At 65.7% G+C, this 22206-nt stretch carries 22 protein-coding genes; 15 read left to right on the top strand and 7 right to left on the bottom strand.

Annotation, left to right across the window (positions count from 1 at the left end; genetic code table 11):
• The first annotated feature begins 48 nt into the window (after window positions 1-48).
• From DNX69_RS02335 to DNX69_RS02310, 6 genes are all read left to right on the top strand, one after another.
• Window positions 49-1455, top strand: a complete 1407-nt coding sequence (locus DNX69_RS02335) for a M20/M25/M40 family metallo-hydrolase (RefSeq protein ID WP_110784413.1) — start codon at window positions 49-51, stop codon at window positions 1453-1455.
• Between the two features lie 334 nt (window positions 1456-1789).
• Complete coding sequence (locus DNX69_RS02330; RefSeq protein ID WP_110784412.1) at window positions 1790-4111, top strand: TonB-dependent receptor; 2322 nt, start codon at window positions 1790-1792, stop codon at window positions 4109-4111.
• A gap of 73 nt (window positions 4112-4184) precedes the next feature.
• Window positions 4185-4907: a cobalt ABC transporter substrate-binding protein gene (locus tag DNX69_RS02325; protein ID WP_110784411.1), complete on the top strand. Its 723-nt coding sequence runs from the start codon at window positions 4185-4187 to the stop codon at window positions 4905-4907.
• The gene (locus DNX69_RS02320; protein WP_110784410.1) at window positions 4904-5185 is read left to right on the top strand and encodes a DUF3649 domain-containing protein; all 282 of its coding nucleotides are present in this window, start codon (window positions 4904-4906) and stop codon (window positions 5183-5185) included. The genes DNX69_RS02325 and DNX69_RS02320 overlap by 4 nt, the downstream gene beginning before the upstream one ends.
• A gap of 64 nt (window positions 5186-5249) precedes the next feature.
• Entirely contained in the window at window positions 5250-6824 is a 1575-nt protein-coding gene (locus DNX69_RS02315) for a PepSY-associated TM helix domain-containing protein (protein WP_110784409.1), read from the top strand.
• Window positions 6821-7114, top strand: a complete 294-nt coding sequence (locus DNX69_RS02310; protein ID WP_110784408.1) for a DUF3325 domain-containing protein — start codon at window positions 6821-6823, stop codon at window positions 7112-7114. Before DNX69_RS02315 ends, DNX69_RS02310 begins: the two co-directional genes overlap by 4 nt.
• Before the next feature lie 37 nt (window positions 7115-7151).
• On the opposite strand, the gene DNX69_RS02305 is transcribed toward DNX69_RS02310, so the two are convergent.
• Complete coding sequence (locus tag DNX69_RS02305; protein ID WP_234826821.1) at window positions 7152-8483, bottom strand: methyl-accepting chemotaxis protein; 1332 nt, start codon at window positions 8481-8483, stop codon at window positions 7152-7154.
• A 308-nt stretch (window positions 8484-8791) separates the two neighbouring features.
• The gene (locus DNX69_RS02300; protein WP_110784406.1) at window positions 8792-9574 is read right to left on the bottom strand and encodes a class II aldolase/adducin family protein; all 783 of its coding nucleotides are present in this window, start codon (window positions 9572-9574) and stop codon (window positions 8792-8794) included.
• On the opposite strand from DNX69_RS02300, the gene DNX69_RS02295 reads away from it, so the two are divergent.
• A complete protein-coding gene (locus DNX69_RS02295; protein ID WP_349626945.1) occupies window positions 9573-10709 on the top strand; it encodes a hypothetical protein in 1137 nt (378 codons plus the stop codon). The two genes, DNX69_RS02300 and DNX69_RS02295, sit on opposite strands and share 2 nt — an antisense overlap.
• A 193-nt stretch (window positions 10710-10902) precedes the next feature.
• On the top strand, window positions 10903-11319 hold the full coding sequence (locus DNX69_RS02290) for a MucR family transcriptional regulator (protein WP_110784404.1): 417 nt from the start codon (window positions 10903-10905) through the stop codon (window positions 11317-11319).
• Between the two features lie 7 nt (window positions 11320-11326).
• Here the strand turns inward: DNX69_RS02290 and DNX69_RS02285 are convergent, their stop codons facing one another.
• A complete protein-coding gene (locus DNX69_RS02285; protein ID WP_110784403.1) occupies window positions 11327-12067 on the bottom strand; it encodes an SDR family NAD(P)-dependent oxidoreductase in 741 nt (246 codons plus the stop codon).
• 80 nt (window positions 12068-12147) lie between these two features.
• On the opposite strand from DNX69_RS02285, the gene DNX69_RS02280 reads away from it, so the two are divergent.
• Together DNX69_RS02280 and DNX69_RS02275 are read left to right on the top strand one after the other, a co-directional pair.
• Window positions 12148-12786, top strand: coding sequence for a TetR/AcrR family transcriptional regulator (locus DNX69_RS02280; RefSeq protein WP_110784402.1), 639 nt, complete (start codon window positions 12148-12150; stop codon window positions 12784-12786).
• A 121-nt stretch (window positions 12787-12907) separates the two neighbouring features.
• Window positions 12908-13522 carry a DUF6456 domain-containing protein gene (locus DNX69_RS02275; RefSeq protein WP_110784401.1) on the top strand — a complete coding sequence of 205 codons (615 nt, stop codon included), beginning with the start codon at window positions 12908-12910 and terminating at the stop codon, window positions 13520-13522.
• A 24-nt stretch (window positions 13523-13546) separates the two neighbouring features.
• On the opposite strand, the gene DNX69_RS02270 is transcribed toward DNX69_RS02275, so the two are convergent.
• Both DNX69_RS02270 and DNX69_RS02265 read right to left on the bottom strand, forming a co-directional pair.
• Window positions 13547-13975 carry a SufE family protein gene (locus tag DNX69_RS02270; protein WP_110784400.1) on the bottom strand — a complete coding sequence of 143 codons (429 nt, stop codon included), beginning with the start codon at window positions 13973-13975 and terminating at the stop codon, window positions 13547-13549.
• A 117-nt stretch (window positions 13976-14092) separates the two neighbouring features.
• A complete protein-coding gene (locus tag DNX69_RS02265; protein ID WP_110784399.1) occupies window positions 14093-14515 on the bottom strand; it encodes a DUF5330 domain-containing protein in 423 nt (140 codons plus the stop codon).
• A 405-nt stretch (window positions 14516-14920) separates the two neighbouring features.
• On the opposite strand from DNX69_RS02265, the gene DNX69_RS02260 reads away from it, so the two are divergent.
• The 5 genes from DNX69_RS02260 to DNX69_RS02240 all read left to right on the top strand — a co-directional run bounded on the left by DNX69_RS02260 (window position 14921) and on the right by DNX69_RS02240 (window position 19918).
• On the top strand, window positions 14921-16750 hold the full coding sequence (locus tag DNX69_RS02260; RefSeq protein ID WP_110784398.1) for a PAS domain-containing sensor histidine kinase: 1830 nt from the start codon (window positions 14921-14923) through the stop codon (window positions 16748-16750).
• A complete protein-coding gene (locus tag DNX69_RS02255) occupies window positions 16743-17528 on the top strand; it encodes a peptidoglycan-binding domain-containing protein (RefSeq protein WP_425327284.1) in 786 nt (261 codons plus the stop codon). The genes DNX69_RS02260 and DNX69_RS02255 overlap by 8 nt, the downstream gene beginning before the upstream one ends.
• 213 nt (window positions 17529-17741) lie before the next feature.
• A complete protein-coding gene (locus DNX69_RS02250; RefSeq protein ID WP_110784396.1) occupies window positions 17742-18914 on the top strand; it encodes an ImmA/IrrE family metallo-endopeptidase in 1173 nt (390 codons plus the stop codon).
• A gap of 6 nt (window positions 18915-18920) precedes the next feature.
• Window positions 18921-19388 (top strand): DUF4411 family protein, encoded by a 468-nt coding sequence (locus DNX69_RS02245; protein WP_110784395.1) that lies wholly within the window; start codon window positions 18921-18923, stop codon window positions 19386-19388.
• Between the two features lie 188 nt (window positions 19389-19576).
• On the top strand, window positions 19577-19918 hold the full coding sequence (locus tag DNX69_RS02240; protein ID WP_110784394.1) for a DUF1491 family protein: 342 nt from the start codon (window positions 19577-19579) through the stop codon (window positions 19916-19918).
• Here the strand turns inward: DNX69_RS02240 and DNX69_RS02235 are convergent, their stop codons facing one another.
• Together DNX69_RS02235 and DNX69_RS02230 are read right to left on the bottom strand one after the other, a co-directional pair.
• Complete coding sequence (locus tag DNX69_RS02235) at window positions 19919-20896, bottom strand: DUF2336 domain-containing protein (protein ID WP_110784393.1); 978 nt, start codon at window positions 20894-20896, stop codon at window positions 19919-19921.
• Window positions 20897-21048: 152 nt separating this feature from the next.
• Entirely contained in the window at window positions 21049-22131 is a 1083-nt protein-coding gene (locus DNX69_RS02230) for a polysaccharide deacetylase family protein (RefSeq protein WP_110784392.1), read from the bottom strand.
• Window positions 22132-22206: the final 75 nt, after the last annotated feature.

The raw sequence follows: 22206 nt of genomic DNA, 5'->3' as shown, positions 1-22206 counted from the left end.
GAAGGATGAGGGCCGCGGCATCGGACACATCTAAAGAAGGAACACATCATGTCCGCCAGCTCTCACGTTCAAACGGTGCTCGCCCGCGCCGATGCCGATTTCGACGCCGCGTTGCAGCGGCTGTTCGCGCTGCTGCGGATCAAGTCGATCTCGGCCGATCCGGCGTTCGCGGCGGACTGCAAGGTGGCGGCCGAGCATCTGGCCGCCGACATTGCGTCGATCGGCTTCGACGCCGAGGTGCGGCCGACCGCGGGGCATCCGGCGATCGTCGCCAAAGCCAAGACCAACACCGGCAACCGGCCGCACGCGTTGTTCTATGGCCACTACGACGTGCAGCCGGTCGATCCCGTCGAGCTGTGGCACCGGCCGCCGTTCGAGCCGGTGATCGCCGACCATGCCGACGGCCGCAAGATCATCGTGGCGCGCGGTGCGCAGGACGACAAAGGCCAGCTCTCGACCTTCGTCGAAGCTTGCCGGGCGTGGAAGGATGCGACAGGCGAATTGCCGATCGACCTGACCATCGTGATCGAGGGCGAGGAGGAAGTCGGCTCGAAGAACTTCGTGCCGTTCCTCGATGCGAACAAGAAGGACCTTGCCGCCGACTTCGCGCTGGTCTGCGACACCGGGATGTGGGACCCGGCGACGCCGGCGATCACCACCTCGCTGCGCGGCCTGGTCTACGAAGAGGTGAAGATCAAGGCGGCGAACCGCGATCTGCACTCCGGCGTCTATGGCGGCGGCGCGCAGAATCCGATCCGGGTGCTGACCAGGATTCTCGGCGGCCTGCACGACGAGCACGGCCGCATCACCATTCCGGGCTTCTACGACGGGGTAAAGGATCTGCCGCCGGAGATTTTGGCGCAGTGGAAGGGGCTGAACCTGACCGCCGAGAGTTTCCTCGGCCCGATCGGGCTGTCGATTCCGGCCGGCGAGGACGATCGTCTGCTGATCGAACAACTGATCTCGCGGCCGACTTGCGACATCAACGGCATCGTCGGCGGTTACACCGGCGAGGGCTCGAAGACGGTGATCGCCGCGGAAGCTTCGGCCAAGGTGTCGTTCCGGATCGTCGAAGGGCAGGACCCGAACAAGATCCGCGACGCCTTCCGCGCCTACGTTACTGCGCGGCTGCCGGGCGATTGCCGCGCCGAATTCCTCGACCACTCCAACGGCGCAGCGATCGCGCTGCCGTGGGACATGAAGCCGCTGACTGCAGCGAGCCGCGCGCTCACCGACGAGTGGGGCAAGGACGCAGTGTTGATCGGCTCCGGCGCCTCGATCCCGATCGTGGCCGATTTCAAGCGGACGCTTGGCCTCGACTCGGTGCTGATCGGCTTCGGGCTCGACGACGACAATATCCATTCGCCGAACGAGAAATACGATCTGAACAGTTTTCAGAAGGGGATTCGCTCGTGGGTGCGGATTCTCGGCGCGCTTGCGGACGCACCGCGGTGAACGAACACCGCGTCACAACGTCACCTCGCGTTGCGCGAGCCTCGTGCTGATCCTCGACGAAGTCGCGCAAGTTCGGAATCGTTCTAGATTGAGCTGCGCGATCGCTTGTGGTGGCGCAACGCCATCATAGGCGTTGCCTGGCAAGCGATTGCTTTCGGCAAATTCGGCGACGACACGCAGGCCGCGCAAATCGGTCACAGCAGGAACAATAGAGCCGTTCTAAGTTGTTAGTGCGGCGCTCCGATCGACGTATATCGATTCTAAACCGTACCTCGTTGCCTCTCTCGTCTGCGTCTCCTACCCCGGCCCCAATCATTGGAATTGGGGGCGTTGAGTGAGCAACTTCAAGAACAACAAGAATCGTCTTTACCTGGGCGTCGCTGCGGGCGTCGTCACGGCCACTGTGGCGAGCCTGAGTGCATCGCCGGTGCGGGCGCAGGACGCAGAGCGGCGCGTGCTGCCGCCGGTCTCGGTCGACGCGCCGCAGCAGCGCGCACGTCCCGCCACGCGCACCGCGCAGCCGCGCGCCACACCACAGCGCGCCGCGCGGGTGGCGCCGCGCCGCGCCGCCGAACCGCCGCCGCCTCCGGCCGCGCCGCCGACCACCATGGGTTCGACCCGCACCATCGGCGCACCGGCGCCGGCCTATGCGGGCGGCCAGGTGGCGCAGGGCGGCACGCTCGGCCTGCTCGGCTCGACCAGCGTGATGAACACGCCGTTCTCGACCGTGAACTTCACCTCGCAACTGATCCAGGATCAGCAGGCCCGCACCGCCGCCGACACTCTGATCAACGATTCGTCAGTGCGGCTGTCGACCGGCCCGAACGGTTTCGACGACACGTTCCAGATCCGCGGTTTCCAGGTCAATGCGACGGATGTCGGCCTCAACGGTCTGTACGGTCTGGTGTCGTCGAGCCGTGTGCCGGCACAGATCATCGAGCGGATCGAACTGCTCAAGGGCCCCGGCGCGCTGATCAATGGCATCGCGCCCGGCGGCAGCATCGGCGGCGCCGTCAACATCGTCACCAAGCGCGCCACCGAGGTGCCGTTTGCGCGGGTCACGCCGTTCTTCATGAGCGCCGGCAATTACGGCGTCCAGCTCGACTCCAGCCAGAGGTTCGGCGCCAACAAGGAATGGGGCGTTCGCTTCAACGGCGTCGCGCGCAACGGCGAAGCCTCGGTCGACGGTGGCAATTGGCGTAGCGGCGTCGCTGCCCTGTCGGTCGACTATCGCGGCGATCGTCTGCGCTGGACGCTCGACGCCATCACCCAGAACGACGACACCAAGAACTTCCGCCCGCAGATGAGCATCCAGACGGGGGTTCCGTTCATTCCCGCGCCGCCGGACGCGCGGGGTAACTGGTATCCCGGGACAGTGCTGAATCAGCGGGATCACACCATCGCGTCCGGGCTCGAATACGACATCACCGATTGGCTGACCGCTTATGCCGGCCTCGGCTATCGGCAGGGCGAGAACTACCAGACCTTCCCGGATTCCCGGGTCTCCGGCTATACGGGTGGCATCGATCAGTTCGGCAATTTCCGGCTGATCAACGCTTACTACGACTCGTACAGCCAGACGGTCAGCGGCAATGCCGGTGTGCGGGCCAAGTTCAACACCGGCTTCATCGGCCACTCGGTCAACGTCGCCTACACCGGCTTCAATCAGGAAGCCGGCAACGCCTATGTGGCCAACTCCGCGGCGCAGTCGGTACCGTCGAACATCTACAATCCGTCGCCGCTGCCGTTCGTCACGGGTGCACGGAACGCTCCGCAGAAGTCTTCCGACACGACGCTGACCAGTGTCGCGATTGCCGACACGATGTCGTTCCTGAACGATACGGTGCTGCTGACGCTCGGCGCTCGCCAGCAGAACGTGAAGGTGGACAGCTTCAACACCACCACGGGGGCGCTGACCAGCGGCTACGACGCCAGCGCCACGACGCCGCTCGCCGGTATCGTCATCAAGCCGTGGCACAACGTGTCGCTGTACGCCAACTACGCCGAGGGCTTGAGCCGTGGCACAATCGTCGGTGCTGGTTATGCCAACACCGGTGCGGTGCTGGCGCCGTACAAGTCGAAGCAGCAGGAAGCCGGTATCAAGGTCGATTGGGGCACCATTACCACCACTGCGGCGGTGTTCCAGATCACGCGGCCGAATTCGATCCGCAACGCCGCCAACGAACTCGCCTATGACGGCGAGCAGCGCAACCGCGGCGTCGAGCTGTCGGTGTACGGCCTGATCCTGCCTGGGCTGCGCGGCATGGCCAGCGCGACTTTCCTCAAGCCCGAGCTGACCAATCCGACCAACCCGCTGGAGCGAGGCAACGATGCGGCCGGCGTGCCGGATACGACCGTCTCCGCCGGCCTCGACTGGGATACGCCGTGGGTGCGCGGGCTCGCGCTCAACGGCCGGGTGATCTACACCTCGGGTTCGTATCTGACGAGCGCCAACCTGCCGACGCAACGCTTCCCGGATTGGACGCGGCTCGACCTCGGTGCGCGCTACACCACGACCGCGATCACCGGCAAGCCGGTGACCTTCCGTGCCAGCATTGAAAACGTCACCGGCGAAAACTACTGGCTGACCACGGGGACCTTCGTCACGGTCGGCGCGCCGCGGACCTACTTGTTGTCGGCCGCGTTCGATTTCTGATCGCGGCTGCGATTGGCAAACACCGTGCCCGGCTTCGCGCCGGGCACCCACGTTTCGAAGCAAGGTGATCGGAATGAAAAAACTCTCTCTCGCGATGCTTGCAATGCTCGGCGCGATGACCTCCGCGCAGGCGCACCAGATCTGGATCGAGCAGGCGGACGGCGCAGCCGTGGTGCGGTTCGGCGAGTTCGGCGAAAACCTGCGTGAAGCCTCGCCGGGGCTGCTCGACAAGTTCGCCAAGGTGACCGCGACACTCGTCTCCGCCAAGGGCGAGCAGAACGCCGATGCAACCAAGTCGGCGGATGGCTTCAAGCTGCCGTTCGCCGCGGCGACCGGAGACAGCATCGTCGCCGAGGATGCGAACTATCCGCTCTACACCTGGAAGCAGCAGGACAAGGAGGTAAGGAGCTGGTTCTATCCGGGCGCCCGCCTGATCACCGGCTTCAACGCCCAGCAGCCGAAGCTGCCGCTCGATCTGGTACCGACCGGGCAGCCGGGCCAGTTCAAGCTGGTGTTCAAGGACCAGCCGAAGCCGAAGACCAAGGTGACGCTGACGACGCAGTCGGGGTGGGCGAAGGAAGCGCGCACCGACGCGCAGGGCCTCGTCTCCTTCGATATGCCATGGAAGGGCATCTACGTCGCCGAAGTCAGCGTCACCGACAAGGCCGCGGGCGAGCGTGCGGGCGAGAAGTACGACGCAATCAGCTACGCCACCGCCGTGACTTACGAGAAGCCGGACGGGCTGCCGCCGCTTCCGCCCGGTCCACCGGCGACGCCGGCTGCGCCGCGTAAATGACGGCGCGGGCGCATCGCGTTCGGTCGATCGGTGCGCTGGCGTCGCGCATCGTCGCAGCGCTGCTCGGCGGCTACGCGCTGGCTGCGCTTTGCAGCGTTGCGGTGCTGGCGCTGCCGATCAGCAAACCGCAGGCGGTGCTCACCGGCCAGCTCGCGAGCTTCGCAGTCTGTGCGTCCGTGGTGATCTGGGCATTCGCGGCGCAGAGCGCGCTGAGAGTATGGATCGGCCTCGCCATCTTCGCCGCGCTGCTGGCGCCGCTGGCGTGGTCGGCTTCCTGATGAGGCGCGAGGCGTGACCAAGCCCCACGATCGACGAGCCACCCATCGCGGCCTCCGGCAAAGCATGTCCGGCCTGCACACCTGGAGCGGCCTGCTGCTCGGCTGGGTGCTGTACGCGATGTTCCTCACCGGCACGGTGTCGTACTTCAAGGAAGAGCTGTCGCAGTGGATGCGGCCGGAGCTGCCCCGCCTGACGCAGCCGCTCGATCCGGCGGTGGTGGCGCAGCGGGTCGCCGACGAAATCGGCCGGATCGCGCCGAATGCGACGCAGTGGAGCATCAAACTTCCCGACGAGCGCAGCAACACCGTCTACGCGTTCTGGCGGATTCCCGGCGGAAAGGGCGCACGCGCGTTCGGTCAAGACCACTTCGATCCGGTCACCGGCCATCGCGTCGAGGCACGGGACACGCTCGGCGGTGATTTCTTCTATCGCTTCCATTTTCAATTCTACTACATGTCGCCGTTCTGGGGACGGTTGCTCGCGGGTCTCGCGGCGATGTTCATGCTGGTGGCGATCGTGGCCGGCGTGATCACCCACAAGAAGATCTTCACCGACTTCTTCACCTTCCGCTGGGGCAAGGGCCAGCGCTCCTGGCTGGACGCCCACAATGCGCTGTCGGTGTTCGGGCTGCCGTTCCATCTGATGATCACCTACACCGGTCTGGTGACGCTGATGGCGCTGTACGTGCCGTGGGGCGAACGCGCCGCCATCAAGACGCCGGCGGAACGCCAGCAGCTCACCGCCGAACTCAGCGCCTTCATCCAGGCCGGCAAGCCGAGCGGCGACAAGGTCCCGCTGGGGTCGATCGAGGCGATGGTGCGGCAGACGCAGCAGCGCTGGGGAACGATCGATGTCGGGCGCGTCAACGCCACCAATCCGGGCGACGCGACGGCACGCATCGCAGTAACTAGGGGCGATGCCGGGCGCGTATCGATGAGCCCCGATTACGTCGAGTTCGACGGCGCCACCGGCAAGCTGCTCGCCGTGCATGATCGTGTCGGCGCCGCAGCGGAGACCCGCGGCGTGATGTACGCGCTGCATCTCGGCCGCTTCAGCGATCTGGAGACGCGGTGGCTGTACTTCCTCGCCAGCCTGATGGGCACCGCGATGGTCGGCACCGGGCTGGTGATGTGGACGGTGAAGCGGCGGCAGAAGCTGCCCGATCCGGAACGGCCGCATGTCGGCTTCCGGCTGGTCGAGAGGCTCAACATCGCCAGCATCCCCGGACTGTCGATCGCGATGACGGGGTTCCTGTGGGCGAACCGGCTGCTACCTGTTCAGATGCAGGAGCGGGCGTTCTGGGAGGTCCATCTGTTTTTCATCGTCTGGGGGCTGACGCTGCTGCATGCGCTGCTGCGGCCGGCCAGGGCGGCGTGGGTCGAGCAGCTCTGGGCCGCCGCCGCGTTGCTGGCGCTGGTCCCGGTGCTGAATGCTGCGACGACGCAGCGCCCGCTGTGGCACAGCCTCGCGAACGGCGACTGGGTGTTCGCCGGCACCGACCTGATGTGCTGGGCGCTGGCGCTGCTGCATGCGGTGCTGGCGATCCGCACCGCGCGGCACGGGGCACGGCTGCGTCCTTCGCGCGCCTCGGAGCTGCGCGGCGATCGCGTGGCCATCTCCGGAGAGGCCGCGACATGAGCCATGCGCTGGCGCAGCTTCTCTGCCTGCTGGGCTTCACCGCCTTGGCGTTCGGGCTGCGCCGGCCGCAGCACGACATCCTGCGCCGTTCGCTGCGGCGGCCGGTGGTCCTCGCGCTCCGCGCCGTCGGCACCTGCGCACTGCTGGCTGCGCTCGCCATGCTGGTCGGCACATCCGGCTGGGGCTTCGGTCTGGTCAAATTCAGCGGCCACACCACGTTGGCCGCGGCATTGATCTACGTGACGCTGATCGGTTACGGCCGCAGGGGCGTACTCAAAGCACGATCCTGACCACACGATCTGCGTTCGCTGTAGGCAGCGAGCTACGCTACTTCACGAGCCGATCGATCAGTCGCAGCACCTCCTTCGAGGCGTGTCCGACCTGGTCGATCTCTGCCATCGCGCCGGCGAGATCGCCGGACTGCATCAGCCGTGCGGCGGCTTTGCCGTGTTCATGCACGAGCGCGTGCGGCTGTTCCAAAGCGGCGAAAGCTGGATGGGTCCGCGATCCCTTCGAGGCGTCGCCATAGTACCACTTGCCGAGCCGGCACGAGTGATGATCCGTCAATTCGCTGCTGCTCAGCTTGGCGCGTCCAACGGCCATATCGGCGAGCCGCTTTTTCCAGGCGATGTGATCGGCCTTGGCGAGGCGTGGGATCAGACCGTCGAAGGTCATTCGGGACAATTCCTCGAGATCTCCGCCGACCAATGCCTGCACCTGATCGAGTTGATCGGAGATGTGCCCGACCTGGGCGACGGACTTCTCGGTTTGTTCGGCGATCGTCGAGATTCCGTTCGCGATCTCGCTCGACGCCTGTGACTGCTGATTCAGGATGGTGGCGATCTCCGCCATTCCGTCGGTCACGCCGGCCACGCGTTCGGAGACGCCGTTCATCGCTTCGCCGAGCGAGTTCACCACTTCGCGGCTTTCGACTGCCGCGCTGGTGCAGTCCGACATCGCGCTGACGATAGTGGCGATGTCGTCGCGCAATCGATCGATCCGGCTGCGGATGTCGACGGTGGCATTGCTGGTCTGCTGGGACAGTCCTTTCACCTCGGTTGCCACCACGGCGAAGCCGCGTCCGGCTTCGCCGGCGCGAGCGGCCTCGATTGTCGCGTTCAGCGCGAGCAGGTTGGTCTGCCGCGCGATCGCATCGATCGAGGACACGATGCTACCGATCGCGTCGGACGCAGCACTGAGTTCGGCGATTTTCTCCGCTGCCAGTTCGGCGGTGGTGCTGACGCGGCTCATGGCGGAGGCCGCGGTGTTTGCGGTAGCCAGCCCGTGCTGGGCGCTGACGCGCATGTCGGCAGCTTCGGATGCCGCCTTCTGCGCCGTGACGCCGATCTGGCCGATCGACGTCACCAGCTCTTCGCTGGCGCTCGCCAGCGCCTGTGAGCGCTGATCGATCTGGCGGCTGAACGATAGCAGGTTCGCTGACGCGACGGCGGTCTCGCTGGTCTGGATGCTGAGATCGACCATTCGGTCGAGATTGCGCGAGACATTGCCGGACAGCGTTTGCAAGAGGCGACCGATCGCGCGACTGAGCTGATCGTCGCCGGAGGGGAGCGTCGTGTCATAGTGGCCTTCAGCGATGCGATCGATACAGGCGGCGAGGGTCTCGTCGCGAGCTCGTATTTCTGCGAGTTCAGCGGCCACGGAATTATCGACGGCGTCGCGCATCGTCTTGCGCATGGGCGAAAGGAGCGACATGGAGCCTCGGGAATCAGTGAGTTGGTGTGGCCCATGTTGATACAAGGTCGTTAACTGTGCGTTGGCATCGAAATGCGAATGTATATCAGCACGGCCAATTCGAGTTCGGCGGAGTAGAGCGAAAGCCGAGCGACTTGACGGAAGCCAACGCAAAAACGCCGCCCGGAATTGGGCGGCGTTTGGATTCCGATAGCGTAGAGGGTGATGCGGTCACATTATCATTACGGCCGCTGATTTCAACCTCGACGCGTCACTCAGGTTCGATAGCTCGGATCGATACGGTCGAGTTTGCGCAGCAGCGGCGGCCACACCAGCTTGGTCGAGCGCAGCTCCATCGCGTCGCGGTTGGTCATCCGCTCGTGGTTCTTGTCGATCGCGACGTCCTCGATCGGATAGGCGGTCGGGCCGAGCATCCGGGTGCGGACCTGCATCGTGCAGGCGCGCTCGAGGTGGTACATCCGCTCGAACGCGGAGGCGACGCTGCGGCCGACCGTCAACGTGCCGTGATTGCGCAGCAGCATGTGGTTCTTGTCGCCGAGGTCGCGCTGCAGGCGCGGACGCTCGTCGTGGTCGAGCGCGACGCCTTCATAGTCGTGATAGGCGAGGTCGCCGGTGACGAAATGTGCGGTCTGGTTCAGCGGCTGCAGGCCTTCCATACAGCTCGCCACCGCGGTGCCGTCCGGGGTGTGCAGATGCAGGACGCAGCCCGCGTCCTCGCGCACTTCGTGGATCGCCGAGTGGATGGTGAAGCCGGCCGGATTGATCTTGTAGGGGCTGTCGCTGAGCTGGTTGCCGTCGAGGTCGACCTTGACCAGGCTCGAAGCGGTAATCTCGTCGAACATCAGGCCGTAGGGGTTGATCAGGAAGTGGTGCTCAGGGCCGGGCACCCGCGCCGAGATGTGGGTGTCGACCAGATCGTCCCAACCATACAGCGCAACCAGGCGGTAGCAGGCGGCGAGGTTGACCCGCTGCTCCCATTCGGCCTCGGTCATATCGGAGGGAACTTCTCTCAGGCGTGCGGCTTCGGCTGGCGACATGCGTTTCCTCTTCCTGTGGGCGCCGTTGTCCGGCGCGTTGACGTGGCGCGAGCCTAGTGCTGCGAATGTCTTGCAGCAAGCGCCGACCGAAGCGCGGCAGGCATGTGGTGGGCGGCGCGCGTCGGCGGCGGGAAGCGGCGGGAGCGCGCAACCGCGGCCCAACAAGTTGTTCGTAAAGCTCTGCAGCGATTGCCGATCTGGCACGGATGACGCTATCGTAACGAGGGCTGCCGTGGCGATGCGCCCCGGCGTGGAGTTGAGAATGATATTGCTTCTGGTCGCCGGCATCGTCTTCCTGCTGGCCGGAGCGGCGTCGATCATGGTCGGCGTTCCGGTCAAGGAGTTCAGCTTCGGCAACACGTTGATCCTGTCGGGTGTGGTCGGGGCGTGCACCGGCGCGCTGCTGCTCGGCCTGGCGGCGGTGATCCGTGAGCTGAGGCTGATCGGTGCCGGTCTGGCGGCCGAGGAGACCGAACCGGGCGTGACCAGAGCTCCGGCGCGGGCCACGTTTGTGCCGCCCGCCGCTGGCACTGACAGTGATGCGCTGTTCCCAGGCGACCGGCCGGAGCCGTCGTTGCCGCCGCAGCCTCTGCCGGCCGCAGCGGAGCCAGCGGGCTCTGCGCCGTGGCAGCAAGAAGCTGCGGCGCGCGACCGGCTGCGCCAACGCATCGCGCCGCCGCCTGAGATCAAGCCGCCACCGCCGCCGCCTTCTGCGTTGGCAGAGGATTCGGCTGAGTCCGAGCCCGAGGAGGAGACGGTGCCGCCGAAGCGGCGCAACCTGCTGTTCGCGTCGTCCCGGCGCGAGCGGGAGCGGGCGGCCCAGGCTGACGGTGATGCGGCGTCGGGTGATCTGCTTGGCGGAGCAGCGACTAGCTTCGAGAATGCCTGGCCGCGGAAGCGGTCCGCAACTGGGGCCGACGAGGCGCCGGCGACCGAGCGATCTGGGCTGCTGGAGCCGACTCCGGCGCCGCGCAGCGAGGAAATGCAGCAGGTCACCGTCCTGAAGTCCGGCGTGGTCGACGGCATGGCGTACTCGCTGTATTCCGATGGCTCGATCGAGGCGCAGATGCCGGAAGGTATGATGCGGTTCGAGTCGATCGACGAGCTTCGCGACCACCTCGAACAGCGGAGCTGATGCACGCCTGCGCACCGTTCGTCTGTTGGTCTACCTTGCTCGACTGCACCATCGAAAATAGACTTCGGTATCGGCAAGGTTAGAGTCGTCGCGCGTCGGCGATCTGCCGTTTAGCGCCAAGTATCCCGTACAATTTATGCAGCGCACCGCGGCCCGCCGCGCTTGCGTTCGAACGAGCGACGAAGGACGGTCGATGAGTGACACCACGGGCAAAAGCCACGTCGAGCTGACCGCCTCGATCGTTTCGGCCTATGTCAGCCATAACACTACCCCGGCCAGCGAGATCCCGACGCTGATCAGCCAAGTGCACGCCGCGCTGCAGCGGCTCTCCGCCGGCCGTCCCGAGGCGGCACCGCAGGAGCCTTCCAAGCCGGCGGTGCCGGTGAAGAAGTCGGTGACCCCGGAGTATCTGATCTGCCTGGAGGACGGCAAACGCTTCAAATCACTGAAGCGGCACCTGCGCACCCAGTACAAGATGACGCCGGAGCAGTACCGCGAGAAGTGGGGACTTCCCGCGGACTACCCGATGGTGGCGCCGAACTACGCGGTGGAGCGCTCGCAGCTCGCCAAAAAGATGGGGCTCGGCCAGCAACGTCGTCGGCGGAAGTAACGCGGCCCTACGCTGAGAAGCCGGCGTCCGCGGTGATCATCGCGCCGGTGATCAGGCCGGCCGCAGGGCTGGCCAGGAAGGCGACCACGGCGGCGATCTCCTCGGGCTTGCCGTAGCGTCCGAGCGCCGTCAGGGCACGGAGCTGGTCGGCCTGTTCGCCATTGGCCGGATTCATGTCGGTGTCGATCGAGCCCGGCTGAACCAGATTGACGGTAACGCCGTGCGGGCCCAGCTCACGGGACAGTCCGCGCGTGAAGGCATGCAGCGCCGATTTGGTCATCGCGTAGACGGTCGAGCCTGCGAACGGCACCCGCTCGGCGAGCGTCGAGCCGATCGAAATGATCCGTCCGCCCTCACGGAGGTGCGGGATCGCGGCCTGCGACGCCAGCACTACGGCGCGCACGTTGACGTTCAGCAGCGCGTCGAGATCGGCGAGGCCGAGTTCCGTGATGGGTCCGACATGCCCGATGCCGGCATTGTTGACCAGAATGTCGAGGCCGCCGAGCTTGACCGCAGCCTCGTCCACTGCGGACTTCAAGGCCGCCGGATCGGCGCTGTTCGCTTGAATCGCGAAGCCGCGGCGTCCGTTACCCTCGATCGCGCGCACAACTTCGGCTGCGCGCTCTGCCGACCTCTCATAGGTGATCACGACGTCCGCGCCCTTGGCGGCCAGCTCGACCGCGATACCGGCGCCGATCCCGCGAGAGGCTCCGGTGACCAGAGCCCGCTTGCCCGCCAGCTCAACCATGTCATCCTCATTTTGTAGGAATCGATATATAATTCGTAGGCGAATTGCGGCGGGCGGGCAAGCGATTTATATAGCGATTAATGCAGAAATCCGAACCGACCTCGGGCGATCGAACCGCACGGCCGCGCGGAAGGCCGCGGGCGTTTGATCGGGGGCGGGCGCTGGCGCAGGCGATGCGGCTGTTCTGGGCGAAGGGCTATGAGGCGACCTCGATTGCCGATCTGACCGAGGCGATGGGGATCGGGGCGCCGAGCCTGTATGCGGCGTTCGGCGCCAAGGAGGCGCTCTATGCCGAAGCGCTGCGGCATTACGAGGCCTCTTACGAGCACCTGGTCTGGGACAGGTTTCACGCGGCCCCGACCGCCCGTGAGGCGGTGACGGCCTATCTGCTGGATTCCGCCGCAGTGCTGACCGGAAGTCCGGACGATCACCCGCTCGGTTGCATGGTGACGCTGTCGGCGGTCGGCAGCGAAGGGCACGCCGCGCTGGGAGAACTGGTGCGGAGCGCCCGGGCGGGCGCGCTGCAGCGGCTCGAGGCGAGGCTCAGCGCGGCGGTCGCGGACGGCGAGCTGCCGGCAGCGGCCGACGTCCATGGACAGGCCCGACTCATCCAGGCGATCCAGGCCGGTATGTCGATCCTGGCTCGCGATGGTGCCTCCCGGGCCGAGCTCGAGGCGGTGGCGCACCGCGCCTTAGCGGGGTGGGGCGCCGGTCTGTGAAGCTGCGCTGGGCTTGCGGGTAGAGGAAAAAAATCCGAAGATCGCGCCGTGACGCTCTTGCCGTCCTCCGCTCGATATGAGAATATTTTCCCATAACAAAGCTCTGGGAAAGGCGGACGAGATGCACACCAAGCGCCGCGGGCGGAAGTCCGCCACACCACGCGACCAAGGCACGGCCGAGGTCGACGGCTTCCGCGCCAGTCATCTGACGCTGGCCGAGCGCGACATCATGACCGCCGAAGGTCTGGCGCGCGTCACGATGGACGATAGCGAAAGCCCGCTGGCATGGCTGGCCCGCCGCAAGGGGCGCGACGGCCGCGCGCTGATCAGCGCCGAGCAGTTCGTTGCCGGCGAGCGACTCCGTGCCGATTTCACCCGCGGCAACCTGACACCACGCGTGACCTCGAACTGGGGAGCGCCGACCGGTCGCGCCGGCAGCGGGGGCGGGGCAGGGGAAATGGCCGACGTGGTGGTGGCGGCGCGGCAGCGGGTGCAGCACGCCGTGGAGGCCTGTGGTCCAGAGTTCTCCGGCATCCTGCTCGATGTCTGCTGCTTCCTGCGCGGACTGGAGGATGTCGAGCGCGAACGCGGCTGGCCGTCGCGTTCCGCCAAAGTGGTGCTGCAGCTCGGGCTCGATCGGCTGGCGCGGCACTACGGCCTGATGCCGCGCAGCGTTCAGGCCCAGCCGCGGCTGCGCACCTGGCTGGCGGACGATGCGGCGTTCGTGGTGCCGTGAGGGTGGTGCGGGAACCGGCGCTGATCAGCTCGATGCGGCGAGGGTATCGCGGGCGTCGGCCTTGATCCGCTCGATCATCGAACGCAGACCGTTGGAACGCTGCGGCGTCAGATGCTCGCGGAAGCCCAGCTCGTCGAACACCGCGATCGGCTCGGCGGCGAGGATCTGTTGCGGCGTGCGGCCCGACACCAGCGTCAGCAGGATCGCGACCAGGCCGCGAACGATGTGAGCGTCGCTGTCGCCGAGATAGTTCAGCACAGGCTCGCCGGCCGCGTTGCGCGTCAGCTTGCGCGACAGCCACACTTGGCTGGCGCAGCCTTGCACCTTGTTCGCAGACGAGTGCTCTTCCTCGGGCATCGGTTCGAGCGTGCGGCCGAGTTCGATCACGTAGCGGTAGCGGTCGTCCCACTCGTCGAGCAGCGCGAAATTGTCTCTGATCTCGTCAATCGTCATCGTGCCCCGTATCTGTCGGTCGCGGTTCGCGCGCGATGGAACCTGTACCGACAGATATATGGCTTCGCAGGCGTGCTCGAAAGCGAGAATCGCCTGCCCCGATGGTCGTGGGGTGCCCTAATTGGTGGCAGTCGGCTTTGCGCCTGCATCGACCGCGGCGGTCTCCGCCCCGGGCAGTTTCCACTCGATCTTCAGGTCTTCCGCCGTCAGCGTGTCGCGCGGCGCCAACGACGGATCGGGCGCGTCGCCGCCGCCGATTGCACCGGTCGGTTCGCCGCGTTTCTCGGTGATGATCTGATACAGCTTGCGCGCACCTTCTTGCGCGCGATGGCCGATCACCGTCGCGGCCTGTTCGCCGACTTCGCAAGCCGCCGGTTGGCGCTTGCAGAATTGACTGAAGTCCGACACCGCGGCGCTCGCCGCAGACACCGCCTCCGAGGCACCGATCTGCGGCAGCTTCTCCGAATCCGGTGTCGACTCGCGCGGCAGGAACACCAGCACCACGCCGATCCAAAATGCCAAGCGAAGCAGAAAGAACATCTCGCGTCCCCGTCGTCCAAATCCCCGTTGCGATTGGCCTCGCAATCGAACTCCGTCGTATCGAGCGGCAGTGAATCCGGAGTGATTCGGTTACTTACAATTCGAGCGAAATCCGCGAAAAATTCCGCCGAGCCGATTCGGCGTAAACATTCGATTGACGTCGCTCGCCTTCTCGGCGCGCGACCGATACGCGTCCACCAATTCGAAACCATATCGCCGCGCGCTTCGAAACCTTGCGTTCACCATGCGGTTCAAATGCGGTGCGCCGAGCCCTCTCGACGCCGGGGCGGGCCTCACTCTGCGATCGCCTTAGTGTTCGTTTAAGGTCGCTCTGACAGGTTCGGCCAACCACACGTGGGGCGCAGAACGCCTCCCGTTACGAGGCGACCAGCGAGCGCGAGCAGCGTGGCAGTATCCAAGATCATCGGTGAATGTCTCGATGCGTTGCTGCATCCCTCGGCGCGTCACGACGCGCTCGCGAGCGCGCGGCATCGTGCCTTCATCGCACCGCGCATGCTCGGTAGCCTCGCCGCCTTCGCGGCCTTTCCTTTGTACTTGGTGTTGCGCGGCGCTCCGACCGCGCTCGAAGCGGCGGCGTTCGCCTGGCTGATCGTTCCGATCCTGGTGGCGTGGTTCTTGTCGCGCACCGGACGTTACGAGGATGCGCATTTCCTGTCGTCGCTGGCGCTCGCCGCGCTGGTGATCGGCGTCGCCGCGCTCACCGGGGGCATCCAATCCTTCGCGGCTGTGTGGCTGGTGGTGATCCCGGTCGAAGCGGCGCTGTCGGCGTCGCGCCGCATCGTCACCTTCGCGGTGTCGCTGGCGCTCGGAGGTGCCGCGCTGCTGATCGGGCTCGGCCTGTTCGGCGTATTACCGGCGCCCGCCGCCAGCGCGGTCTCGGGCATCACGCTCGCGGCCTTCGGAATCACCTCGGCGACGCTGTACGCCTCCGGCCTTGCTTACGGCGCGGCCTGGCTGGCGCGCACCAACCGCGCTTTGCTCGACGTCGAGGAGGAGCGCTATAGGCTGCTCGCTCGCAACATGGGCGACGTGATCTCGCGCCATAGTCGCAGCGGCGCGGTGCGTTTCATTTCGCCGGCGGCGGAGAGCCTGCTCGGCGTTGCGTCGCCGCAGCTCGCCGAACACGGGTTGTTCGATCGCGTCCACGTCGCCGATCGTCCGGCCTATCTGAAAGCGATCTCGGACGCGGCGCGTGGCCGCGAGACCGGCAGCGTCGAATTCCGCCTTCGTCGTCAGGTGGTGCGCGACGAACGCGGCCGGCCGTCGGCCCCCGAATTTGTCTGGGTCGAGATGCGTTGCCGGCCGCTCGAAGCCGCATCGGCCGCCCCCAGCGGAGGCGAGACTGAAGTCGTCGCGGTGATGCGCGACATCACAGAGCGCAAGCTGCAGGAGCATGCGCTCGACGAGGCGCGCGCCGAAGCCGAGCGCGCCGACGCCGCCAAGAGCCGTTTCCTCGCCACCATGAGCCACGAGCTGCGCACGCCGCTGAACGCGATCATCGGTTTCTCCGACATGATCGCGCAGGAGGAGGCGCTGATGCTCGGCGCCGAGCGCCGCAAGGAATACGCGCAGCTGATCAACGATTCCGGCCAGCATCTGTTGTCGGTGGTCAACGGCATCCTCGACATGTCGAAGATGGAGTCCGGCAATTTCGAAATCGTGCCGGAGCCGTTCGCGCCGCGGCCGGCGCTGCTGAATTGCTGCAACCTGCTGGCGCTGAAGGCGCGCGACAGCGGCATCGACCTCGTCACGCGCGCGCCGGAAAACCTGCCGGATGTGGTCGGCGATCCGCGTGCGTTCAAGCAGATCCTACTCAATCTGGTATCGAACGCGATCAAGTTCACCGAGCGCGGCGGCACGGTCACGGTCTCGGCTGCGGTCGAAGGTTCGCGGCTGGTGCTGCGCGTCAGCGACACCGGCGTCGGCATCGCCGAAGAAGATCTGAAGCGGCTCGGCGATCCGTTCTTCCAGGCCGGCAAGACCTATCAGCGCCGCCACGAGGGCACCGGCCTCGGGCTGTCGATCGTCAAGAGTCTGGTGCGGATGCACGGCGGCGAGATCGAAGTGCAGAGCCAGATCGATTGCGGCACCACCGTCACGGTGTCGCTGCCTCTGGCGATGCCGGTTTCCAGCAACGTCACCGCATTGGCGTTGAATTCGACGGCGTCGGCGGATGCGCCGGCGCAAGACTACCAGGTGAAGAAGAGTGCCTAAAAAGCGAAAGGACGGCGGATCGTCGCGCCGCGGCGCCGCGGCGGCAGTGGTTGCAGATCGTGAGGAGCGCGGTCTGGCGATGCGGCTGATGCTGTCGAGCCCGAAGGATTTCATCGCGGCGATGTTCGCCTCGGCCGCGGTGATCGCAATCGTCACCAACGCGATCTTCATGCAGGCCGGGCAGCACCCGTCGCCGATGTTCGGCAAGTCGGCATCGCTCGCATCGGTGTCGATCGTTACGCTGCCGCGTCCGCGTCCGTTCGATGCCGAGCAACGCGCCGACACCAAGGCGCTCGACCAGAAGTTGCTGGAGCCGACCGCGACCGAGCTGAAGCCGCCGGAATCGAAGGCTGCGGAAGCCAAGGCGGTCGAAATCAAACCGGTGGAGGCAAAGGCCGCCGATATCCGCCTGCCGGAGCCGCGCCCGGCGCGCGGCCGCACCGCCGACTCCGAAGATCCGCTTGGCAATCTGGTGCGTGCGACCGCCCCGCACGGTGCCGCCGCCTCCGCCAACGTGCCGCGTCCGCCGGCCGCTATTCCCAGTGCCGGGCGCGATCCGCTCGGCCAGATGATCACCTCGTCGCGGCGGATCGCAGCGGTGCAGCGCGCGCTGACGCAATACGGCTACGGCCAGCTCAAGCCGACCGGCACCGCCGGATCCGATACCCACGCCGCGATCGCCCGGTTCGAGCGCTCGCGCAACCTGCCGGTCACCGGCCAGGTCTCCGACCGCGTCGTCCGCGAGCTCGGACTGATGATCGGGCATTCGATCGATTAAGGGGCGGGGGCGGGTAGATCGCTATGCCGCTGCGTTGACCTTCCAGCTGCCGGGCCCATCTTGGAGAGGATTGGACCGAGTTGGCGGCGCGGTAATATCAGAGTTCCTTTGCGCTCCGGCGCAATTGTGCGACAGCTCGAATGCACTGCTGAACCGACCCTGGAAGTTGTGCTCCCGGCCAGCCGGAGTAGAGTCTCCTCCGGGGAGCGGACGATGGCGAAGAGCGTGAAGGCCTTGATCAACCCGGCCATGCTTGCATGGGCGCGGGAGCAGGCCGGGTTCAGCCCGGACGAGGCCGCGCGCCGTCTCGATATCGACCCGGAGCGATTGGCCGCGTTCGAAAGCGGCGACGAGGCCCCGACGTTCGCCAAGCTGCTTGATTTCGCCGACCTCTACAAGCGACCGGTCAGCCTGTTCTATCTCAGGACGGCGCCGAAGGGCTGGCAGCCCATCCAGGATTTCCGGCGTCTGCCCGGCGTTCACGAGGGCTTTTCGCCGCCTCTGACCTACGCCATCCGCCTCGCCCGGGAACGTCGTGAGATCGCCCTGGCCGTCCGCGCTCAGCTCGGCGAGCCGGTTCAGAAGTTCGCTATCGAGGCCACGCTCAAATCCGACGTTGAGGAATTGGGCCGACACCTCCGCGACTATCTCGGTGTCACCGAGATCATCCAGCAGGGGTTCGGCCGCAAGGCGTTCGAGGGCTGGCGGGCTGCGATCGAAGCGAAGGACATTCTGGTTTTTGTCGTGCCTCGGCTCAAAATCCGCGAGATGCGCGGTACCGCCCTGGCCGAGCGGACGATGCCGGTGATCCTGATCAACGGGAAGGATCGCGGCAACGGGCGCGTCTTCACCCTGCTGCATGAACTCTGTCACCTGACGCTGCGCCAGAGCGGCGTCAGCAATATAGGCGGCGATCGCAACGACGCGCCTCATCCCGAAGTCGAGACGTTCTGTAACGCGGTCGCCGCGGCGGCGTTGATGCCGCGCCACTGGCTACTCAGGGAGCCGCTGGTGGTGCAGAAGGGCAGCCAGAGGACCTGGGATGACGACGAACTGGAGACGCTGGGACGGCGCTTCGGCGTCAGCCAGGAGGTCGTCCTGCGCCGCCTGCTGACGCTAGGCCGCACAACGCAAACATTTTACGAGAGCAAGCGGGCCGAGTTTCAGAAGATCTACGCCGAGCTCGACGAGCAAAAGGAGGCCGCCGAAGGCGGCCCGAAGTACCACTATGTGGTGCTGAGCCAGCTCGGCCGAACTTTCACTCAACTTATTTTCCATGGCTATCACGATCGCTATTTCACGCTGCGCGACGTCGCAGGTCTTTTGAACATGAAGGTTGCGACGGTTCCTGCGATGGAAAAGGCAGCGTTCGGCATTGCGAGCTAAGCCGGCATGGCTGGAACGATCTATTGCATCGACACCAGTGCGCTAATTGCGGCCTGGTACGAACGGTACAAGCCAAACCGTTTCCCGAAACTATGGGAGCAATTCGATCAGCTCGTCGCGAGCGGTCGCTTGGTGTCTTCGACGCTGGTGCTACGCGAATGCAGCAAGCGGTCCGAAGAGTTGTACGGATGGTTGAAGTTGCGCGAAGCCATGTTCGCCACGCCCGACGAAGCCGTACAATTGCAAGTTGATCATATCGTGAACACCTACACGGGCTTGGTGACCGCGGGTAAAGAGAAGTTTCAAGCCGATCCTTTCGTGATCGCTCTGGCCAAGGTGTACGGCTATACGGTGGTCACCGAAGAGACAGGGATAGGCAGTCTCGGCAAGATTCCCGGCGTCTGCAACGCCATGAAGGTCGACTGCATTAATCTGATGAAATTGATCGATGAACAGGATTGGGTGCTCGGGTAGTTTGCGGCGAAGCTCACATATCTCAGTGAAGTGGCCATCGATGAACTAGCGTTCGGCCAGTTTGTCGCGGACAAGGAAATAGCCGAGCTCGCTCCCGGCCTCGCAGCCATCCGCGTTGCGTCGGTGCGGCAGGGCAATTTTCATGCTTCCGATTTGCTCCGCTCCCGAAATCCTCTACAAGCCGCTCCATGAGACTGAAGAGTGCGATTTGGGTGTCGGCTTATCTGCGCCGCTGCCAGACTGAGGGCGTGTTCGGCGCGGTGAGCCGGCGCGGCGCCGAGGACGCGGGGGCGGTGTTCGTCAAGGTCGTGACCTTGAACGGACAGGCGATGCTGTATGTGCCGGCGCCGCAGACTGCTTACGAGGACGAGCGTCCGTTCGATCGGGTGTTCGTGCCGGCATCGCCGGCGCCGCAGCCGGAGGCCGACGTCGATGCGCGCCTCGCCAAGGAAATCCGGTTCGATCCCGACGTTTGGATCGTCGAGACGGAAGATCGCGCCGGGCGGCACTTTCTCGATCTGGCGAAGTAGCTAGCTGCGCGTGGTGCCGATGCGCGGCGACCAGGCGGTGCCGGGCTGAACCACGGGGCGCGCCTGCGGCGTGGCGCTGCGGGCGCGATGCCGCTCGTCGTCATACAGCGCAGAGCGATATTTGGCGCGGGTGGAGGCGACGGTGGCGCCGCGCCATGCCGCCAGCATGATCAGCGCCGCGCGCTCGCTCAAGCGATCATAAAGCCGCGACAGCCGATAGACCCATTCGACCGACGAACCCTTGGCCGGATCGAGGAACATCAAAATCTGCTCGAACACCTGGCCCTTGATGCCGAGTGCCTTCAGCGCGCAGGCGAGTGCTTCGCCGCCTTCGTCCAACACGACGCGCTCTGCGGTCGCCGTGGTGAGCAGCAGCGCGTCGCCGAGTTCGGCGGTGAAGTTCTCGATATCGGACACGAATGCCGCCATGTGCAGCACTTCGGAGGCGCGCATCGCCCGCGGCGGATGAATCCGTGCCGCCGGGCGCAGCGGCGTTTCAGCGAGATTGTACAGGATCTGGGTGCGCTCGGGACCGGTTGCCGAGAAGAACATCTCGGACAATTGCGCGGCGTCCTCCGGCTGCATCGACAGGTTGGCGGCGCGCTGTTCGGCCTCGGTCGGGATACGCGGTGAGGGCCGGGCCGGTGAGACGCTACCCGCCGTCGGCGGAATGGGGGCAGCCAGCGGCACGCGCTGATCGCCAGCGGCCGACAGCGACAGCCGCAGCGCGATCGCGCGCGGGGTGTGCGGATAGATCGACAGCCGCGCGCGCACCACCGCGAGGGTGGCGTCGTCGACTTCGTCGATCAGCCGCGACGTCAGCTCGACGAATTGCCGTTCTTCCTCGTCGGTGTGCGAAGGGCTCTGCACATACAGATCGGTCAACACCCTGAGCAGCGTCGGGCGAATGTCGACGCCTTCGCGGCGCGACAGCGACATCAGCCCGTCGTATCCGGGAAAGGGTGTGAACGTGGTCATGGCGATGCAAAATGGTACGAGGTGCCGGTAGATTAGTTCGACTGCTTTAACAGCACGTTAAGCTCAACGGTTTGTTAAGTAGACCGGACACGCGAAAACGGGCGCTTGGCGCGCCCGTCTGGTCGAGATCACTATTCGGGTAATGACCGCTGCTAATCGACGGTGCGGATCACCTTGGCGATCGGCTTCGCGGCGCTGGCGGTCGGCTGAGCCGGGGCGACCTGGGCGTCGTATTCCGGCAGCGTGGTTACTTTGTCCTTGGCGGTGATGAATACGATCTTGTAACCGCCGTCCTTGAGCTGAGCGAGCAGCTCGGGCAGCGCCTGCGCGGTCGACTTCTGGAAGTCGTGCAACAGCAGAATGCCTTTGCCGGCCTTCTTCAGCTTGGCCATCACGCCCGCGACGAGCTGATCGGGTTTGTGAATCCGGAAATCCTCGGAATCGACGTCGATCGAAAATGCCGCGATGTTGCGCTCGCCGAGATACGCCTTCAGCTCAGGCGTCTGGCGCAGTTGCGGGAAGCGGAAGAACGGCGCGGTCGGCTGCCCGGCTGCGAGCACCACACCGCTGATGCCCTTCTCGATTTCGCTCTTGGCTTCGGCAAACGGCTTGCTGGCGAGATTGGCGTGCGACCAAGTGTGGGAGCCGACGGTGTGGCCGGCCGCGATCACCTGCTTGAGGATCGCCGGGTGCCAGCTTGCATGCTTGCCGATCGGGAAGAACACCGCCTTGACGCATTGCGCCGCGAGCGCCGCGAGCACCGCCGGAGTGTTCACCGGCCACGGTCCGTCGTCGAAGGTCAACGCGACTTCGCCGGGCTGCAGGAAGTCGTAGTCGCGATATTGCGACATGCCGAGGCCCGGGCCGCCGGTGGTGTCGATTTCGACCGTGCGCGAGATGCCGAGCGCGTTCGGATTGCTGCAGGTCTGCCGCGCCGGGGCGGGGGCGGGGGCGGGGGCGGGGGCCGGAAGCGCGGTGGGCTTGGCGCTCATCGGGGAGTCGGTGGTGGCGCGAGCCGGCAGGATAGCCGGTGCCGGCGCTGCGCTCTGCGGTGCGCCACCGGGAACCGGCCAGCGCGAAGCGATCGTGCCGGTGACGAGTTCGTCGGAGGTCGCCGAAGCGCGGGCGGCGTCGATCTTCCCGGACGGAAGGCTGAACCACGCGCGGCCGGCACCGAGTCCGACCAGAACGGCAAGCGCGCTACAGCCGGCCGCCAGCACCGCAAATTTACGCATCGTCAACTCCTACACATACTCGCTGCTCGCCAAGCGAACTTGGTCGCAAATTGGTTAAGCGGCGGTGTGCAATTC

It is taken from the genome of Rhodopseudomonas palustris (genome assembly GCF_003226555.1).
Lineage (GTDB): Bacteria > Pseudomonadota > Alphaproteobacteria > Rhizobiales > Xanthobacteraceae > Rhodopseudomonas > Rhodopseudomonas palustris_I.
This window is presented reverse-complemented; position numbering and strand designations above follow the sequence as displayed.

Coding starts and splice junctions, on each gene's coding strand:
- DNX69_RS02285 (WP_110784403.1), bottom strand. CDS start 12,067: ATGGTTGAGCTGGCGGGCAAGCGGGCTCTGGTCACCGGAGCCTCTCGC.
- DNX69_RS02275 (WP_110784401.1), top strand. CDS start 12,908: ATGCACACCAAGCGCCGCGGGCGGAAGTCCGCCACACCACGCGACCAA.
- DNX69_RS02295 (WP_349626945.1), top strand. CDS start 9,573: ATGCGTTTCCTCTTCCTGTGGGCGCCGTTGTCCGGCGCGTTGACGTGG.
- DNX69_RS02290 (WP_110784404.1), top strand. CDS start 10,903: ATGAGTGACACCACGGGCAAAAGCCACGTCGAGCTGACCGCCTCGATC.
- DNX69_RS02325 (WP_110784411.1), top strand. CDS start 4,185: ATGAAAAAACTCTCTCTCGCGATGCTTGCAATGCTCGGCGCGATGACC.
- DNX69_RS02250 (WP_110784396.1), top strand. CDS start 17,742: ATGGCGAAGAGCGTGAAGGCCTTGATCAACCCGGCCATGCTTGCATGG.
- DNX69_RS02245 (WP_110784395.1), top strand. CDS start 18,921: ATGGCTGGAACGATCTATTGCATCGACACCAGTGCGCTAATTGCGGCC.
- DNX69_RS02320 (WP_110784410.1), top strand. CDS start 4,904: ATGACGGCGCGGGCGCATCGCGTTCGGTCGATCGGTGCGCTGGCGTCG.
- DNX69_RS02280 (WP_110784402.1), top strand. CDS start 12,148: ATGCAGAAATCCGAACCGACCTCGGGCGATCGAACCGCACGGCCGCGC.
- DNX69_RS02300 (WP_110784406.1), bottom strand. CDS start 9,574: ATGTCGCCAGCCGAAGCCGCACGCCTGAGAGAAGTTCCCTCCGATATG.
- DNX69_RS02315 (WP_110784409.1), top strand. CDS start 5,250: ATGTCCGGCCTGCACACCTGGAGCGGCCTGCTGCTCGGCTGGGTGCTG.
- DNX69_RS02235 (WP_110784393.1), bottom strand. CDS start 20,896: ATGACCACGTTCACACCCTTTCCCGGATACGACGGGCTGATGTCGCTG.
- DNX69_RS02240 (WP_110784394.1), top strand. CDS start 19,577: ATGAGACTGAAGAGTGCGATTTGGGTGTCGGCTTATCTGCGCCGCTGC.
- DNX69_RS02270 (WP_110784400.1), bottom strand. CDS start 13,975: ATGACGATTGACGAGATCAGAGACAATTTCGCGCTGCTCGACGAGTGG.
- DNX69_RS02335 (WP_110784413.1), top strand. CDS start 49: ATGTCCGCCAGCTCTCACGTTCAAACGGTGCTCGCCCGCGCCGATGCC.
- DNX69_RS02310 (WP_110784408.1), top strand. CDS start 6,821: ATGAGCCATGCGCTGGCGCAGCTTCTCTGCCTGCTGGGCTTCACCGCC.
- DNX69_RS02230 (WP_110784392.1), bottom strand. CDS start 22,131: ATGCGTAAATTTGCGGTGCTGGCGGCCGGCTGTAGCGCGCTTGCCGTT.
- DNX69_RS02265 (WP_110784399.1), bottom strand. CDS start 14,515: ATGTTCTTTCTGCTTCGCTTGGCATTTTGGATCGGCGTGGTGCTGGTG.